This window comes from Streptomyces sp. CG 926 (genome assembly GCF_003148825.1).
GTDB lineage: Bacteria > Actinomycetota > Actinomycetes > Streptomycetales > Streptomycetaceae > Streptomyces.
In genome coordinates, this window is sequence record NZ_QGGZ01000012.1 from 207,232 (window position 1) to 222,027 (window position 14,796).

General features: G+C 72.5%; 12 protein-coding genes. 1 reads left to right on the forward strand and 11 read right to left on the reverse strand.

All coding sequences use genetic code 11. The features are described from left to right. Positions 1 to 7: 7 nt before the first annotated feature. The 10 genes from BCL76_RS29905 to BCL76_RS29950 form a co-directional block, all read right to left on the reverse strand. Positions 8 to 445 (reverse strand): hypothetical protein, encoded by a 438-nt coding sequence (locus tag BCL76_RS29905; RefSeq protein ID WP_109782469.1) that lies wholly within the window; start codon positions 443 to 445, stop codon positions 8 to 10. Positions 446 to 495: 50 nt separating this feature from the next. Next, positions 496 to 1,674 (reverse strand): type VII secretion-associated serine protease mycosin, encoded by a 1,179-nt coding sequence (gene mycP / locus BCL76_RS29910; RefSeq protein ID WP_109782470.1) that lies wholly within the window; start codon positions 1,672 to 1,674, stop codon positions 496 to 498. A 21-nt stretch (positions 1,675 to 1,695) separates the two neighbouring features. After that, on the reverse strand, positions 1,696 to 3,147 hold the full coding sequence (locus tag BCL76_RS29915; RefSeq protein WP_109782471.1) for a WXG100 family type VII secretion target: 1,452 nt from the start codon (positions 3,145 to 3,147) through the stop codon (positions 1,696 to 1,698). Beyond that, a complete protein-coding gene (locus BCL76_RS29920) occupies positions 3,147 to 3,698 on the reverse strand; it encodes a hypothetical protein (protein ID WP_181382787.1) in 552 nt (183 codons plus the stop codon). The genes BCL76_RS29915 and BCL76_RS29920 overlap by 1 nt, the downstream gene beginning before the upstream one ends. A 159-nt stretch (positions 3,699 to 3,857) precedes the next feature. Next, positions 3,858 to 6,146 carry a xanthine dehydrogenase family protein molybdopterin-binding subunit gene (locus BCL76_RS29925; protein WP_109782533.1) on the reverse strand — a complete coding sequence of 763 codons (2,289 nt, stop codon included), beginning with the start codon at positions 6,144 to 6,146 and terminating at the stop codon, positions 3,858 to 3,860. A gap of 53 nt (positions 6,147 to 6,199) precedes the next feature. Continuing rightward, positions 6,200 to 8,404 (reverse strand): (2Fe-2S)-binding protein, encoded by a 2,205-nt coding sequence (locus BCL76_RS40040; protein WP_258309969.1) that lies wholly within the window; start codon positions 8,402 to 8,404, stop codon positions 6,200 to 6,202. Next, positions 8,401 to 9,285, reverse strand: a complete 885-nt coding sequence (locus BCL76_RS29935) for an FAD binding domain-containing protein (protein ID WP_030724228.1) — start codon at positions 9,283 to 9,285, stop codon at positions 8,401 to 8,403. The genes BCL76_RS40040 and BCL76_RS29935 overlap by 4 nt, the downstream gene beginning before the upstream one ends. 319 nt (positions 9,286 to 9,604) lie before the next feature. Next, positions 9,605 to 11,242: a beta-N-acetylhexosaminidase gene (locus BCL76_RS29940; RefSeq protein ID WP_109782472.1), complete on the reverse strand. Its 1,638-nt coding sequence runs from the start codon at positions 11,240 to 11,242 to the stop codon at positions 9,605 to 9,607. Positions 11,243 to 11,414: 172 nt separating this feature from the next. Continuing rightward, on the reverse strand, positions 11,415 to 11,699 hold the full coding sequence (locus BCL76_RS29945; RefSeq protein WP_030010729.1) for a DUF3039 domain-containing protein: 285 nt from the start codon (positions 11,697 to 11,699) through the stop codon (positions 11,415 to 11,417). Between the two features lie 28 nt (positions 11,700 to 11,727). Beyond that, positions 11,728 to 12,288: a YqgE/AlgH family protein gene (locus tag BCL76_RS29950; RefSeq protein WP_033224470.1), complete on the reverse strand. Its 561-nt coding sequence runs from the start codon at positions 12,286 to 12,288 to the stop codon at positions 11,728 to 11,730. A gap of 263 nt (positions 12,289 to 12,551) precedes the next feature. On the opposite strand from BCL76_RS29950, the gene murA reads away from it, so the two are divergent. Further along, entirely contained in the window at positions 12,552 to 13,895 is a 1,344-nt protein-coding gene (murA, locus tag BCL76_RS29955; RefSeq protein WP_109782473.1) for a UDP-N-acetylglucosamine 1-carboxyvinyltransferase, read from the forward strand. Between the two features lie 389 nt (positions 13,896 to 14,284). Here murA and BCL76_RS29960 read toward each other — a convergent pair whose 3' ends face one another. Next, entirely contained in the window at positions 14,285 to 14,566 is a 282-nt protein-coding gene (locus BCL76_RS29960) for an HU family DNA-binding protein (RefSeq protein WP_007264399.1), read from the reverse strand. Between the last annotated feature and the right edge of the window lie 230 nt (positions 14,567 to 14,796).

Here is a 14,796-nt window from a genome sequence, read left to right on the forward strand (position 1 = left end):
AAGGCGCCTACTTGAGGTATTCGTCTATGGCGGATGCGGTGAAGTCCGCCTGGAGCTGCTGCTCGTCCTTGGCGTGGGAGGCGAGCGAGTAGTTCAACCCGTTGGAGATGTTGGCGCAGGCGGCCACGAGGGTCTTCACCTGGCTCTCCCAGACACTGTTGACCTCGAGCAGCGCCGCCCCGCTCGCGAAGCCCTCCTTGGTGAGGCCCCCGGCCGCCTCGGCGGTGGCGGTGGCGGCGTGCTTGCCGTCGGTCTGCAGACGCGTGTGCAGCTTGTACGCCTCGGAGCCGATCGCGCCGATGTGGTCCTGATTGAGCTCGAGGTCACCGCCACCGCCACTGCCACCGCCGCCGCCGCCGGGATCGGTGGGCACTTGATCGAGGCGCATGGTGACACCGGCGGCGGCCGTGGCGCGAGCCGCCGACCATTCCTCGTCGAACGGCATCGCGTGAACTCCAGAAGGCAGGGTGCGGGTCCGGTCGGATCGGCCCCGGTTCAGCGGTTACGTCGTACGACGACCACAGTCACGGCTCCACCGATCAGCACGCAGGCTCCCAGACCAAGGGCGATCCAGGGAAGCACACTGCCGCTCTTCTTCTCCTCGGCCTGCGCGGCAGGCTTGGACGCGGCGGCGTCGGGAGCCTTGCCATCGGCGGACGCGGAGGGCTTACCGGCCCCTTGCGCGGCCGCCGCGAGATCGGGCAGCGGATAGACGTCGGCGGGGCCGGGGTCACCGGGATTGGTAAGCGCGATGCGGGGGCGGACGATGCCATAGCCGATGTAGTCATTGCGCTCGACGCCATCACTGGGCTTGCCGGCGGTGTTCAGGAGGACCCGCAGAACCTGGTTGTTGGTCCAGTCAGGATGGGCGGACCAGATGAGGGCAGCGGAAGCGGAGGCGATAGCCGATGCGTCACTCGTGCCGTGGGTCTTGCACAGCCCCGTCTTGCCCGCACAAGCCGTGACCATATCGAAGCCCGGAGCCGAGATGTCGATTTGCGGTCCGTGCTGCGACTCCTTGGTCGCCTCGCCATTGACGCCGGTCGCTCCGACGCCCACCACTCCGGGAGTCGCAGCCGGATAGAGGACCTGGTTGAGCGTGTCACCGTTGTTGCCGGCTCCCGCAAAGATCAACTTTCCCTTCGAGAGCGCGTACTTCACCGCTTCCCGACGCGCTTGGTCATCTTCGGGTGTACCGTCCAACCCCAGAGAGATATTGATGATCTTGGCGTCTGTGTCTGCCGCGTATCGAATGGCAGCCACCCAGGATGGGGTTCGTCGGCTCTCTTCGTTCGGAACACGGATGGGGAGAATTTTGGCGCCGTGCGCCAAACCAAACGAACCATCCCCACTGGGATGCTTTCCCGTACCCGCGATCAGCGCAGCCATAGTCGTGCCGTGAGTGTCGTAGTCCGAACGCTCATCACCGTCGTACGTCGTAGCGAAATCCTTTCCCGGGAGGACCTGGCCATCCAGTTCCGGAATTTTGGCCACACCGGTGTCGATGATCGCGACTGTCACGCCCTTGCCCGTGCTGACCTTCCAGATGTCGTCAGCCTTCATGGCGTCGAGATGCCATTGCTGAGATCGAACGCTCTCCGCATGAGCCGGGGTCGCGGCGACCCCGGCCAGCAGAAGGCCTACCAGGGCCGAGGTCGCCTTACGCATGCGCATCCCGTGCAACGTCCGTTCTACTTAGTCGATCACAGGCGGAACAACGCGACGGCTGCCCTGCCAGGTCTCTTCGTCCTCGGCCAGGTAGTCAGGACGTTCGCCACCCTGGTCGTTCCGTCGCTTACCCGGGGTCTGCGCGCCTGCGCCGGCGTGGCCCATGGCACCCATGCCCGCGCCGCCACCAGAGCCATTGCGCACGAGACCCGAACCGCCCTGGGTGAACGGCTGACCACCCGAGACCGGACGACCGATCGCTCCGCTCTGACGCCCTCCGACGACACCACCCGGCTCCGAGGCCAGTCGGCGTCCGGCAGGGAGGCCTCCCTGGATGCCATGGGCGCCACCGCCACCGTGGCCCATACCTCCGCCACCCATGGGGCGGCCCGTCTGGGCGCCTTCGCCGATGACCGTGCCTCGCGGGATCCCGGAGCTGGGACCGGTGGACGTCACCGGGCGGCCCCCCATGATTCCGCTGTCACGCGGAAGCATGCCTGGCGGCATGCCGCCCTTGCCGAGCGGACCAGTCGTGCCCGAGACGGGGACACCTGGGCCGAAGACGCCGGGGAGGCTCGGCCCCTTCACCCCGCTGATCGGCGGGACTGCGATCGGCGGCACGAAGGGGCCCAGGGGAGGAGCGCCGGGCCCCGTGGGCGGCGGGCTACCAGGCGTCGTCGTCACCGGAGGCAGCGTCTGACTCGGAGGCAACGTACCAACCGTGTCGAGGTCCACGTCTACGTCACGGTCAGGGGTCACCGGCGCAGGCAGAGTCGTCGTCGGCAAAGTGTTGTCGGGCTGCGGCCGGGGCCCCACGTCCCATCCCGGCTCGTTCGAAGGACCGGCCGGGCCTCCGTGTTCCGACGATGCATACGAGGGGCTTCCAGCGCTACCCCCCGTTCCCGAACCGCTACCAGCCCGGGCCATGTCAATCGCGACGTCGTTCTTCTTCGGCAACAGCACCGCCGGCGGCGGCGGGAACGTCGGGATCTCTGCCTTGTTCATCTCGTCTGACGACACCTGGTACGACTGCGCCAGGTTGGTCATCAGGCGGATGGCCTCGCGGCGGTCCGCGTCCAGCGTCGTCTGCGCCTCCGCGCGGACCGCCGCCGCGTCCGGGTCGTTGTGGTGCTCCTTGGCCGCTGCGAGGTTCTTGGTCGCGGTCGCGTCGACCGCGGTCATCTTCGTGGCCTCGGTCATGTTCTGGACGACCTTGCCCATCCAGTCGCCGCCCTTGGCGCTGTAATCGCTGAGGCGCAGAGTCGCATTGCCGGCGCGGCCCACCCACTCCTGGAAGGCGGCTGCTCCTTCGCCTTCCCAGCCGGTCACGACGTGCTTCTTGAGCGCCTCGCCGATCTCCTTGATGTCCTTGGCAGCCTTCTTCAGCTGATCGGCCCGCGCCTGGACCGAGGCCGGGTCCAGCGAGGCGCTCATGTCCCGCATCTGCTGATGCGTGAAGCCTTCGAAATCCGTTGCCATCAGTAGTCACTTCCCGACGTGCTGGGGGTCGGAGTCGGAGTCGCGGTCGCCGGCGGCGGGTTGGATGCCTTCAGGCGGCGCTGTTCCTCCACCCACGGGTCGCGTTGCTCCACGTACTCCTTCTGCGCCGTATTGGCGATGGCCATCATGCGCTGCTTGGTTTCCTCGTCCACGCCGCCGTAGCCCTTGCCCGCCGTCAGGACCGCGATGCCCAGGGCCTCGATCTGCCCCGCCAGACCCTTCGAGAGCTTCTGCAGCTCCGTGACGACCGTGTCGTACGACTTGAACAGCGCGTCGACCTCCGCGAAGCCACTACCGAGCTTGCTCGCGGGCAGCTTGTCGTCCGCCAGCTTCCTGTGGTCCGCGTCGGAGCCGGTGAGGTCGTCCAGCAGCTTGTCCACCATGCGCTTGTACTCGCTCAGCGAGTCGAACTCGACCCGCATCGCCGCGGCGGCAGCAGTGTAGGCCGCTCCCGCGATCGCGCCCATCGGGCCCGCGATCCCCAGCGTGAGGGCCGCTGCTACCTGGCTCGCCCCGTTGTCGTCTGCCACGTTGGCCTCCCCGTCTCCCCGTAGGAGTGGCGCCTGCGCCGCTCCCCGTCCCCGTTCGCACCCGTGTCCGCGCGTACGCGCACACCGGTACCGATCACTCTAGCGACCGGTACCGACAGGCCCAAGTCCGGGGTTGCACGTGCAATGCGGGGCACACGGTCACGAGTTGGGCGTACCGACCGCCGCGGACGGCCTGATCGGCAGGCGGTTCACCGGGCGGCCCGTGGCCGCGCGGACCGCCGAGGCGATCGCCGCCGGGGTCGTCACCACCGGGACCGCGCTCGCCGCCTTCGCGCCGAACGGGGCCACCACGTCGCGCTCTTCGACCAGCTTGACGATGCGGACCGCCGGGGCGTCCAGCGCCGTCGGCAGGGCGTAGCCCGTCAGGTCCGGGTGGCGGATCAGGCCGGCGACCGAGCGGAGGTTCTCCGTCAGGGCCGCGCCCACGCCCTGGGTGACGCCCGCCTCGATCCGGGCCTCCAGCTGACGGGGGTTCAGGATGCGGCCGACGTCCTGGGCCACCGCGAGTTCCACGACCCGCACCGAGCCCAGTTCGATGTCCACGTCCACCACCGCGCGGATCGCGCAGAAGGCGAGGCCCACGAAGGCGTCGCCCTGGCCATCCGCGTCCAGGGGTTCCGTGGGGTGGGGGCGGCACTGGGCCGTGGCCCAGAGTTCCTTGCCCGCCATGGCCTCCGAGACCGACATCGAGAACGCGCCGTCGTACGACGTGATCCGACCGTCCTGGATCTGCAGGAGCTCCGTGGACATGCCCAGCTTGTGGGCCATCGGTTGGAGGAGTTGGGTGCGGACCATCTTCGCCGCCCGCTCCACCGCGCCGCCGGACACCCACGTGTGGCGGCCGTGCGCCGATGCACCGGCCGGCGGCTGGTCCGTGTCCACCGGGGCCATGGTGACCTCGTCGACGCCCAGGACCTCCTGGACGATCTGGCGGGCCAACGTGGCGAAGCCCTGGCCGGTGTCGACGGCCGCGCAGATGACCGTGGCCGCGCCGCCCACCACCTTCACCGTGGCGGTGGAGACCTCGTCGGTCCCCTCCGCGCCGAGCATGTGGACCATGCCGACGCCGTAGCCGACGCCGCGCCGTACCGCGCCCGGCTCGCCCGCACCCTCCGGGCCGCCCGGCAGCAGCCACTCGTCCTCCGGGGCGTCCTTGGGGAGGGCGGGCAGCTCGAAGTCGCGGACCGCGCCGAGCAGTTCCGCCACCGGGGCCGGGCAGGTGACCGTCTGGCCGGTCGGGAGGAGGTCGCCCGTCGCCAGGACGTTGCGCATGCGCAGTTCCGCGCCGTCGATGCCGAGAGCGGCCGCGAGCTTGTCCATCTGGCCCTCGTACGCGGCGCACACCTGCATGGCGCCCTCGCCCCGGACGTGGCCCGACGGCGGGTTGTTGGTGCGTACCGCCCAGCCCTCGACGAAGGCGTGCGGGACGACGTACGGGCCGCACGCGAACGCGACCGCCGCCGCCAGGGACTCCGAGGACGCGTCGGCGTACGCGCCTCCGTCCATCAGGATCTGTGCCTCGACCTTGACCAGGCGGCCCTCCGCGTCCGCGTGGTGGCGGTAGCGCAGCAGGGTCGGGTGCCGGTGGGTGTGGCCGAGGAAGGACTCCTCGCGGGTGGCGGCCAGCTTGACCGGGCAGCCCGTACGCAGCGCGAGCAGGCCGAGCGGGAGCTGGAAGGCGGCGTCCTCGCGGTCGGCCGTCGCGCCGGGCACGCCGGTGACCACCACGCGCACCCGGTCCGGCTCCAGTCCGAAGCAGGCGGCGGCCAGGTCGCGGTCGGTGTGCGGGTCGGTGGACGCGGTGTAGAGCTCCACGCCGCCGTCGGGGCGCGGTACGGCCAGTCCGGCCTCGGCGCCGATGGGCGCGGGGTCCTGGCGGCCGATCCGGTACAGGCCCTCGACCACGACCTCGCCGGTGGCCTCCGGGTCGCCGTAGCGCAGCGGGATGTGCCGGATCAGGTTGCCGTCGGGGTGCAGGGCGGGGGCGCCGAAGGACTGCTCGGGGTCGGTGACCGGGTCGAGGAGCTCGTACTCGACGGCGATCGCGGCGGCGGCGAGCCGGGCGGTGTCCGGGTGGTCGGCGGCGACGGCGGCGATGGCCTCGCCGTGGTGGCGTACGACGTCGTGCGCGAAGACCGGCCGGTCGGCGATGCGGCGGCCGTGGGTGGTGGCGCCGGGCACGTCGGCGTGGGTGACGACGGCGCGGACGCCGGGCATCTCGGCGGCGGCCGTGGTGTCGATGGAGAGGATCCGGGCGTGGGCGTGCGGGGAGCGCAGCACGGCGGCCCACAGGAGGCCTTCGGCCCACAGGTCGGCGGCGTAGGGGAAGGTGCCCTCGGTCTTGGCGCGGGTGTCCGCGGCCGGGACGGAGGCTCCGATGCCGCGCGGTTCCTGCGGCTCGGTCGCCTCGGGGCCGGGGGCCGCCATGGCCGTCACCGTGGGGTTGACCGTTGTCGTCGCCGTCGCCGCGTCCTGCCCGCTCACGCCGTGCCTCCGTGGTGGATGCCGCCCTCGCCGGGCGCTGCCTGGTGCGGGATGCGCGGCTCCGAAGCGCCCGGGCCCGGGGCGGTCGGCTCCGCGGCCGCCGCCTCGCGCTCGGCGACGACCTCGCGCACGGCGTCGACGACCCCCGCGTAGCCGGAGCAGCGGCAGAGGTTGCCGCACAGGGCTTGGCGGGTCTCCAGCTCGCTGGGGGCGTGATTGCCCTCCAGCAGGTCGTGGATGGTCATGGCCATGCCGGGAATGCAGAACCCGCACTGCACCCCGCCCGACCTGCACAACGCCTGCTGGACGTCCGAGAGTTCCCCGTTCGTCGCGAGCCCCTCGACGGTGCGGACCTCGCTGCCGGCGGCCGTCGCGGCCGGTACCAGGCAGGAGGCCACGAGCCGGCCGTCGACCTGCACGGCGCAGGCGCCGCATTCGCCCTGCGAGCAGCCGTCCTTGGCGCCGGCGAGGCCGAGGCGCTCGCGCAGCACGTACAGGAGGGATTCGCCGATCCAGGCACCGGTGACGGGCCTGTCGGCGCCGTTGACGCGCAGGACGTAGGAGGCCGACGGGTGCTCGTGATGGGCGACGGCCCCGGCGGTCGCCTCTTCCTCGTACGTCGCCACCTCGACCGGGAGACCTCGGCCGCTCTCCTCGTCCGGGAGTGCGCCCTCGCTGTCGGCGGCGTCCTCGGTCGGCGTGCGGTCGGCCGGGGGCTCCTGCGCGGCCGGCCCGTCCCCGTGACCGGGGTCGACCTCCGCGGCGGCGGACTCCGCCTCGTGCGCGGCCTCGTACCCGGCCTCGGGCCCGGGCTCCGGCGCGTGACCGAACGCGGTGAACCCCTGGCCGTCGGTGCCGCCGGCGCCGCCGGGCTGCGCGGTCTCGGCGGCCGGCGCCTGGGCGCGCACCCCGCCGAAGAGATCCAGCTCGGGGGAAGCCACCGGATGCGGCTCCGGGTCGGCGACGGGGGCGGCCGGGGCTGCGGCCGGCTCGGCGTACCCGGCCTGCTCCGCGTACCCGGCGTACTCGCCCTGAACCATGTGCCCCGTGTGACCCGTGTGCCCCGCGTGACCCACATGCCCGGCGTACTCGCCCTGGACGGTGTGCTCGGCGTGTTCGGCGTGCTCGGCGTGCTCCGTGCGGTCGGTGTGCTCCGGGTGCTCCGTGTGGCCCGCGTGGTCCGCGGTCCTGGCGCCCTCGGCCTGCTCCGCCGCCGGGCCGTGCGCGGCCTCGATGTCGTGCGGGGCGTGGTGCACCGGCTCGCCCTCGGGCAGGGCGGTGCCCACCCCGGGGCCGCCCAGCACCCGCGGCCCACGTCCGGCGGCGCCCACTCCGGGCCCGCCGAGCAGCCGCCCGGCGGCGTGCGCGGTCGCGGCGGCGGCCGCCGAAGCGGCCGCGGCCTCGTCCGTGCCGGGCAGCACACCGGCTGCGGCACCGGCGGCGCCGGCGGCAGCGCCGTTGTCCGTGTTCGGGTCCCCGGCCGGCTGCTGCGTCAGGTACGCCCACGGCGCCGGGGCGCCGCCCGGCAGCGTCGCCGGGGCCTGGCTCCAGTCGGCGTCCAGAGCGCCCGGCCGGTAGTCGTTCGACTGCTCGGGCAGGGCGTCGTAGTCGGGCACGACCCACTGCCCGGTCGCCGGACCGGCCTGCTCGGGCTCGTGCGCCGCCTCCGGGAAGCGCCACTCCGCCGTCGCACTGGGATCGGTCACCGGCTGCTCGGTCACCGGCTGCTCGGGCTCCGCCTGGGCGAACGCCGCCGCGACCGACGCCGGGATCGGGATCGACGCCGGGATCGGGATCGACGCCGGGATCGGCCCGCCCACGGACCCGGACCCCAGGCCCTGACCGGCGCCCTGACCGGCGCCGTGACCCGTACCGCCGGCACCGGCGCCACCGGCACCGGTCGGATCGGTCTGCGCCGAGCCCGCGCCGGCTTCCGGCCACTGCACCGGGATCGCCCACGTCCCGGTGGCCGCCGGATCCGTACTGGCCGAGCCGAGCGGCACGATCATCGGCGGCGGCACGTAGCCGTGCCCGGGGGCCGCGAGCGGCTCCCCGGTGCCGAGCGCGTCCAGCATGTCCTGCGGCAGTTTCACGAAGGCCGTGGCGTCCGAGTCGTACTCGCCGCCCTGCGGGACCGGTTCCCAGCCCCAGCCCGCCGCGCCGTTCCCCTGGGTCACGTTCTCGTTCTCGTTCTCGCTCATGAGGTCAGCGCCCTCCCGAGGGCCCTGCGCGCCAGCACGGCCACCGTACGCCGCAGATGCAGTACTCCGGGAGCCACCGGCTCACCCTGGTCGGGTACGCACGCGGCCGCGACGTACTCGCCGAAGGCCTCCAGCGCCTCGGGGGCCAAGGTCCGCCCGCCGTCCCAGTCGATCAGCGAGGCCACCCACTGCTCGGCCTCCAGCGGCCGCAGCGGCATCGGGGCGACCGCGCCGATGGCGCAGCGCACGCCCCGGCGCGCGGGGTCCAGGACGAGCCCCACGGACGCCACGGCACGCCCCGGCCCGGTGCGACCGGTGGCCTTCAGGAACACCTGCGGTGCGTGCAGCAGCGGCACCCGCACGAAGCCGATCAGCTCGCCGGGCCGCAGCATCTCCCGCCCGGCCAGCAGGTACGACACCGGGATCTCCCGCTGCCCGCCCGGGCCGACGATGACGAGTACGGCCTCCAGCGCGGCCAGCACGGGCAGGGCGTCGCCCGTGGGCGCGGCGGTGGCGATGTTGCCGCCGAGGGTGCCCGCGTTGCGGATCTGCGGGGGGCCCGCGGCCCGGGCCGCGGCCGCCAGGGCGGGGATCAGAGCGGCGAAATCCGGCCGTCCCATCCGGGCGTGCGTGAGGCCCGCGCCGAGCAGCGCGTGGCCGTCCTGGTACTGCCAGCCGCGGATCTCGTTGATCCGGCCCAGGCCCACCAGTGCGGCGGGCCGCAGCAGCCCGGCGTTGACGGCGGCCATCAGGTCGGTGCCGCCGGCGACCGGCACGGCGGCGGGCATGGCGGTGAGCGCCGCCACGGCCTCGTCGAGCGAGGCCGGCAGCGTCACGGACTGCGCCGCCTGCGGGCCGTGCGGCCCCTGAGGTGAATCCAGTGCGTGCGGTGCGTGCGTGGTCAACCCAGCTGCCCCTTCCCGATGTCCCGGTTCCGGCGCTCACGCCTGTTCCGCCGTACGGTACGTGCTCACCGCCGGGACGTGGCAACTCTGGCACATCTTCCGGGCCGCCCGGCGCGAGGGTCGGCCCGCTGCGCCCGGCCCCGGGCGCGGTGTCCCGTACGGGTCGTACGGCCCTGTCGCGCCGCCTTCGGCGACCCTTCTCCCCGATTGCCCGATTTTCCCTGTATCGAGGGAAATTGAGGCAGAGTTCCCCTCCCGTTCCCTTTCGGTTCCGGTCGGCATCGTCACCCACCTGTCACACGTTCGGGGGCGCGCCGTCGATCGATCGCCCCCGTACCCCGGGCCGTCGCTGTCGCGGCAACGGGCCGCCCGGCGGCCGGTAATCGACCCCCTGCGCGGCCAACCGCGCGTAGTGCGCGGCCATCCGCCCCTCGAACCACGCGAAGTCGCGCTCCGCCGGCTCGGGCTGCCACGACCACACCACCTCGGCGAAGGCCACCAGTCGTGGGAACACCTGGTAGTCGACCCGGTCCTGGTTCTCCATCACCTCGGTCCAGACGTTGGCCTGCGCGCCCAGCACCCGGGCGGCGGCCTCCGGCGACAGCTTCGGCGGCACCGGCTCGAAGCGGTAGACGTCCTCCAGCGAGCGCACGTACCCGATGGGCATCGGCTCGTCCGGGCCGCCCGCCTGCCGGTGGTCCAGGTACACCTGCTGCTCGGGGCACATGACCACGTCGTGCCCGGCCTCGGCGGCGGCGATCCCGCCCGCGTAGCCGCGCCAGGAGGACACGGCGGCGCCCTCGGCGAGCCCGCCCTCCAGGATCTCGTCCCAGCCGATCAGCCGCCGCCCGCGCGCCGTGAGCCAGCCGTCGAAGTGCCGGACGAACCAGGACTGCAGCCCGTCCTCCCCGTCCACGCCCAGCTCGCGGATCCGCTCCTGGGCGACCGCGGAGGCCTTCCACTGCGTCTTGGGGCATTCGTCCCCGCCCACGTGCACGAAGGGTGAGACCTCCACCGGGAACAGTTCCAGCAGTTCCTCGAAGACCCCCTCGTAGAAGCGCAGCACGGCCTCGGTGGGCGCGAGCACGTTCTCGGTGATCCCCCAGTCGTCCCACACCCCGAGCGCCGCGGTGTCGACGACGTCGGTGTTGCCCAGCTCTGGGTACGCGGCGATCGCGGCCTGCGAATGCCCCGGTACGTCGATCTCCGGGACCACCCGGACGTGCCGCTCGGCGGCGTAGGCGACGATCTCGCGGATGTCGTCCTGGGTGTAGTACCCGCCGTGCGGGGTCTCGTTCCACAGCGGCGAGGCCCGGTGCCCCCAGCGGCTGCGCGGGCGCCACCCGCCGACCTCGGTCAGTCGCGGGTGGCGCTTGATCTCGATCCGCCAGCCCTGGTCGTCGGTCAGGTGCAGGTGCAGCACGTTGAGCTTGTGGGCGGCGAGCAGGTCGATGTAGCGCAGCACGCCGTCCTTGGGCATGAAGTGCCGGGCCACGTCCAACATCATCCCGCGCCAGCCGAACCGCGGGCCGTCCACGACCGACGCGTACGGCAGGTTCCACGCGCGGCCGGGCAGCGGCGCCCTGCGGTACGCGTCGGGCCCGAGCAGCTGACGCAGCGTCTGGGCGCCCCAGAACAGCCCGGCGGCGCTCGCTCCCGTCAGCTCCGCCCCGTCCGGGCCGATGTCGAGGCGGTACGACTCCGGTCCCCGGTCCCCCTCGACGTCCGGGTCGATGCGCAGCCGCAGCTGCGCGCTCACGCCGGCCGTGGCGGCGGGCAGCTCCCAGCCGGTGGCCGCCGCCAGCTCCCGCCGCAGCCAGCGCGCGGTCGTTCCGGTCCCCGGGCCGGCGTCGAGGAGCGGCTGGGGGCCGAACGCGAAGCGGCGGCCGCCCTCGTCGAGCAGTACGACCTGAGGTGCGGGGATCAAGTCCATGCGTCAGCCCTTCACGACCGCGTGCACGTGTTGCGTCCTGCGCAACGCTCGTTCCGCAGGGCGCTCGTCGCGCCGACCCTAACGCGCCGTGCGGGCACGGCAAAGACCCCCGGACGCGCTGTGGCACGCCGGGGGTCTCGGTCCCGCGGAAGAAGGAGGGCCGGGGGGCGGACTACTTGTCCTTGCCGCCCTTGTCCTTGTCCCCACCGGGGCCCATGGACTCGTAGATCTCCTTGCACATGGGGCAGACCGGGTACTTCTTCGGGTCCCGGCCCGGTACCCAGACCTTGCCGCAGAGCGCGACGACGGGGGTCCCGTCGAGCGCGCTCGCCATGATCTTGTCCTTCTGGACGTAGTGGGCGAAGCGCTCGTGGTCGCCGTCACCGTGCGACACCTGCGGCGTCGGCTCTACGAGGGTCCCCGTGCCAGTCCCGCGCTCGGGCTCAAGAGTGCTCATGGACCCAGGGTACTTAACCCCGCGGCAGTCAGTTGAGCGACGGGTCGTCCGGATAGGTGGCGACCATCGCGAGGTCGCTGCGCTGGCGGCGCAGCACCGCCCGCCAGAGCCGCTCCGGATCCGGGAAGGACACGTCCCCGGGCTCCGACTCGACCACGTACCAGGCGCCCTCGCCGAGCTCCGTCTCCAGCTGACCGGGTCCCCAGCCGGAGTAGCCCGCGAAGATCCGTAGGCCGCCCAGGGCCGCGGCCAGCAGCTCCGGCGGCATCTCCAGGTCGACCAGTCCGATCGCCCCGTGCACGCGGCGCCAGCCGAGCGGGCCCTCCTCGCCCGGGATCACCGCGAGCCCCAGGGCCGAGTCCATGGCCACCGGCCCGCCCTGGAAGACCACACCGGGCGAGCCGGCCAGGGGCGCCCACGGCAGCAGGACGTCGCCGACGCCGACGGGGGTCGGCCTGTTCAGGACCACGCCGAGGGAGCCCTGCTCGTCGTGGTCGAGCAGCAGCACGACCGCGCGGTCGAAATTCGGGTCCGCGAGGGCGGGGGTGGCCACGAGCAGCCGCCCTGTGAGGGAGGACACCTCGGTCATGCCGCCATGATCCCGCACATCCACCGATTCCGGGGAGCGCGCGCAAAGATCGGATCGATCGCAGCTCAGGGCGCACGGCAGCAGCGAGGAGCGCGCACGGACGGCGTAGGCGGAACGCAACGCTCCGCCATGTGGTGGATACGGAGGGTGTTGTGCCGAATTCATGACAGTCCTACGGCCACGTCGGCCTTACGAACAAGGGGGTGGTGGCCCTTACCCTTTTCCCTGGCCCCCTGCCCACCCCTCTCCGGAACGCGAGATTCATGACCGGCATCAGTGACGATGTACTGCTTGTCCACGGCGGTACCCCGCTCGAGGGCGAGATCCGTGTCCGTGGTGCGAAGAACCTCGTGCCCAAGGCCATGGTCGCCGCTCTGCTCGGCAGCGGACCCAGCCGGCTGCGCAACGTTCCCGACATCCGTGACGTGCGCGTCGTCCGCGGGCTGCTCCAGCTGCACGGGGTGACGGTCCGTCCCGGCGAGGAGCCGGGCGAACTTGTCCTCGACCCCACCCATGTCGAGAGCGCGAACGTCGCCGACATCGACGCCCACGCGGGCTCGTCGCGCATCCCGATCCTGTTCTGCGGCCCCCTGCTGCACCGGCTCGGCCACGCCTTCATCCCGGGCCTCGGCGGCTGCGACATCGGCGGTCGGCCGATCGACTTCCACTTCGACGTGCTCCGCCAGTTCGGCGCGACCATCGAGAAGCGCGAGGGCGGCCAGTACCTGGAAGCCCCGCAGCGCCTGCGCGGCTGCAAGATCCGCCTCCCCTACCCGTCGGTCGGCTCGACCGAGCAGGTGCTGCTGACGGCCGTCCTGGCCGAGGGCGTCACCGAGCTCAGCAACGCCGCGGTGGAGCCGGAGATCGAGGACCTCATCTGCGTCCTGCAGAAGATGGGCGCGATCATCTCCGTCGACACGGACCGGACCATCCGGATCACCGGCGTCGACAGCCTCGGCGGTTACAACCACAAGGCCCTCCCGGACCGTCTGGAAGCCGCCTCCTGGGCCTCCGCGGCGCTCGCCACCGGCGGCAACATCTACGTGCGCGGTGCCCAGCAGCGCTCGATGATGACCTTCCTGAACACCTTCCGCCGCGTCGGCGGGGCGTTCGAGATCGACGACGACGGCATCCGCTTCTGGCACCCGGGCGGCCCGCTCAACGCCATCGCGCTGGAGACGGACGTCCACCCCGGCTTCCAGACCGACTGGCAGCAGCCGCTGGTCGTGGCCCTGACGCAGGCCTCCGGCCTGTCGATCGTCCACGAGACGGTCTACGAGTCCCGGCTCGGCTTCACCTCGGCGCTCAACCAGATGGGTGCTCACATCCAGCTGTACCGCGAGTGCCTGGGCGGCAGCGCCTGCCGCTTCGGCCAGCGCAACTTCCTGCACTCGGCGGTCGTCTCCGGCCCCACCAAGCTGCAGGGCGCCGACCTGGTCATCCCCGACCTGCGCGGCGGATTCTCGTACCTGATCGCGGCCCTGGCCGCCGAGGGCACCTCGCGGGTCCACGGCATCGACCTGATCAACCGTGGCTACGAGAACTTCATGGAGAAGCTCGTGGAACTCGGCGCGAAGGTCGAACTCCCGGGCGGCGACCTCGTCTGAGGCCCCCGCGCGCACGTCGCGTACGCAGAAGCCCCCCGGGCCCGCACAGGGCTCGGGGGGCTTTTCCGTGCGCCTCCACGCCCGCGCAGGAGCCGTACGGGCCGGCCTCGGCGCCCGCGCAGGGCTCCCGTACGGGCCGCGCAGCGGTCCCCGGAGACATGCCGCCGGCATACGTGGGCCCCGCCAGGCCCCTGACGGGCCCTCACAGGGCCTGCCAGGCCCGCCGGGCGGTCCAGGGACGGCCGCCCGCCCCTGCGGGCCCACCGGCCCGCGTCCGGCCCCGGACATGCCGAAGGGCGGCCACCCCGCCCGGGGGTGACCGCCCATCGTCGTTCTGCGTACTACTGCCGTTCCAAAGGCCGGTACGGCCCTCGGCGCCGGGGCAGGACCTACTTGCCCTTGGCGGCTTCCTTGAGCTTGGAGCCCGCGGAGACCTTCACGCTGTAGCCGGCCGGGATCTGGATGGGGTCGCCGGTCTGCGGGTTGCGCGCGGTGCGAGCGGCACGGTGGGTGCGCTCGAAGGTCAGGAAGCCGGGGATGGTGACCTTCTCGTCGCCCTTGGCGACAATCTCGCCGACGGTCTCGGCGAGCGCGGCCAGAACGGCGTCGGCGTCCTTGCGGGTCACCTCGGCGCGCTCGGACAGAGCGGCCACCAGCTCACTGCGGTTCATGTTGTACTCCCGTGTTCAACTTGCCTTAGAGGCGTGAGATCGAAGCCGATGCTGCCAGGGCCCTAGGACAGTCCCCGGACCCGGGTCTGAACGTCAGACCCTCTCGCCCGGTTACGCATCCTGCCCCCACCAGCGGCGGGAAAGCCAATCCGGCACCCGTCGGGGTCACACGAAAAGCGCCACAGTCACGCCGCGGTGACGCTCCGTCCACGCCCTCGCTCACACGCCGC

Excerpts from the sequence above, each read along its gene's own strand:
- BCL76_RS29905 (WP_109782469.1), bottom strand. The coding sequence starts at position 445 with ATGCCGTTCGACGAGGAATGGTCGGCGGCTCGCGCCACGGCCGCCGCC.
- mycP (WP_109782470.1), bottom strand. The coding sequence starts at position 1,674 with ATGCGCATGCGTAAGGCGACCTCGGCCCTGGTAGGCCTTCTGCTGGCC.
- BCL76_RS29915 (WP_109782471.1), bottom strand. The coding sequence starts at position 3,147 with ATGGCAACGGATTTCGAAGGCTTCACGCATCAGCAGATGCGGGACATG.
- BCL76_RS29925 (WP_109782533.1), bottom strand. The coding sequence starts at position 6,146 with ATGGCGGCCCCCGGCCCCGAGGCGACCGAGCCGCAGGAACCGCGCGGC.
- BCL76_RS40040 (WP_258309969.1), bottom strand. The coding sequence starts at position 8,404 with ATGAGCGAGAACGAGAACGAGAACGTGACCCAGGGGAACGGCGCGGCG.
- BCL76_RS29940 (WP_109782472.1), bottom strand. The coding sequence starts at position 11,242 with ATGGACTTGATCCCCGCACCTCAGGTCGTACTGCTCGACGAGGGCGGC.
- BCL76_RS29945 (WP_030010729.1), bottom strand. The coding sequence starts at position 11,699 with ATGAGCACTCTTGAGCCCGAGCGCGGGACTGGCACGGGGACCCTCGTA.
- BCL76_RS29950 (WP_033224470.1), bottom strand. The coding sequence starts at position 12,288 with ATGACCGAGGTGTCCTCCCTCACAGGGCGGCTGCTCGTGGCCACCCCC.
- murA (WP_109782473.1), top strand. The coding sequence starts at position 12,552 with ATGACCGGCATCAGTGACGATGTACTGCTTGTCCACGGCGGTACCCCG.
- BCL76_RS29960 (WP_007264399.1), bottom strand. The coding sequence starts at position 14,566 with ATGAACCGCAGTGAGCTGGTGGCCGCTCTGTCCGAGCGCGCCGAGGTG.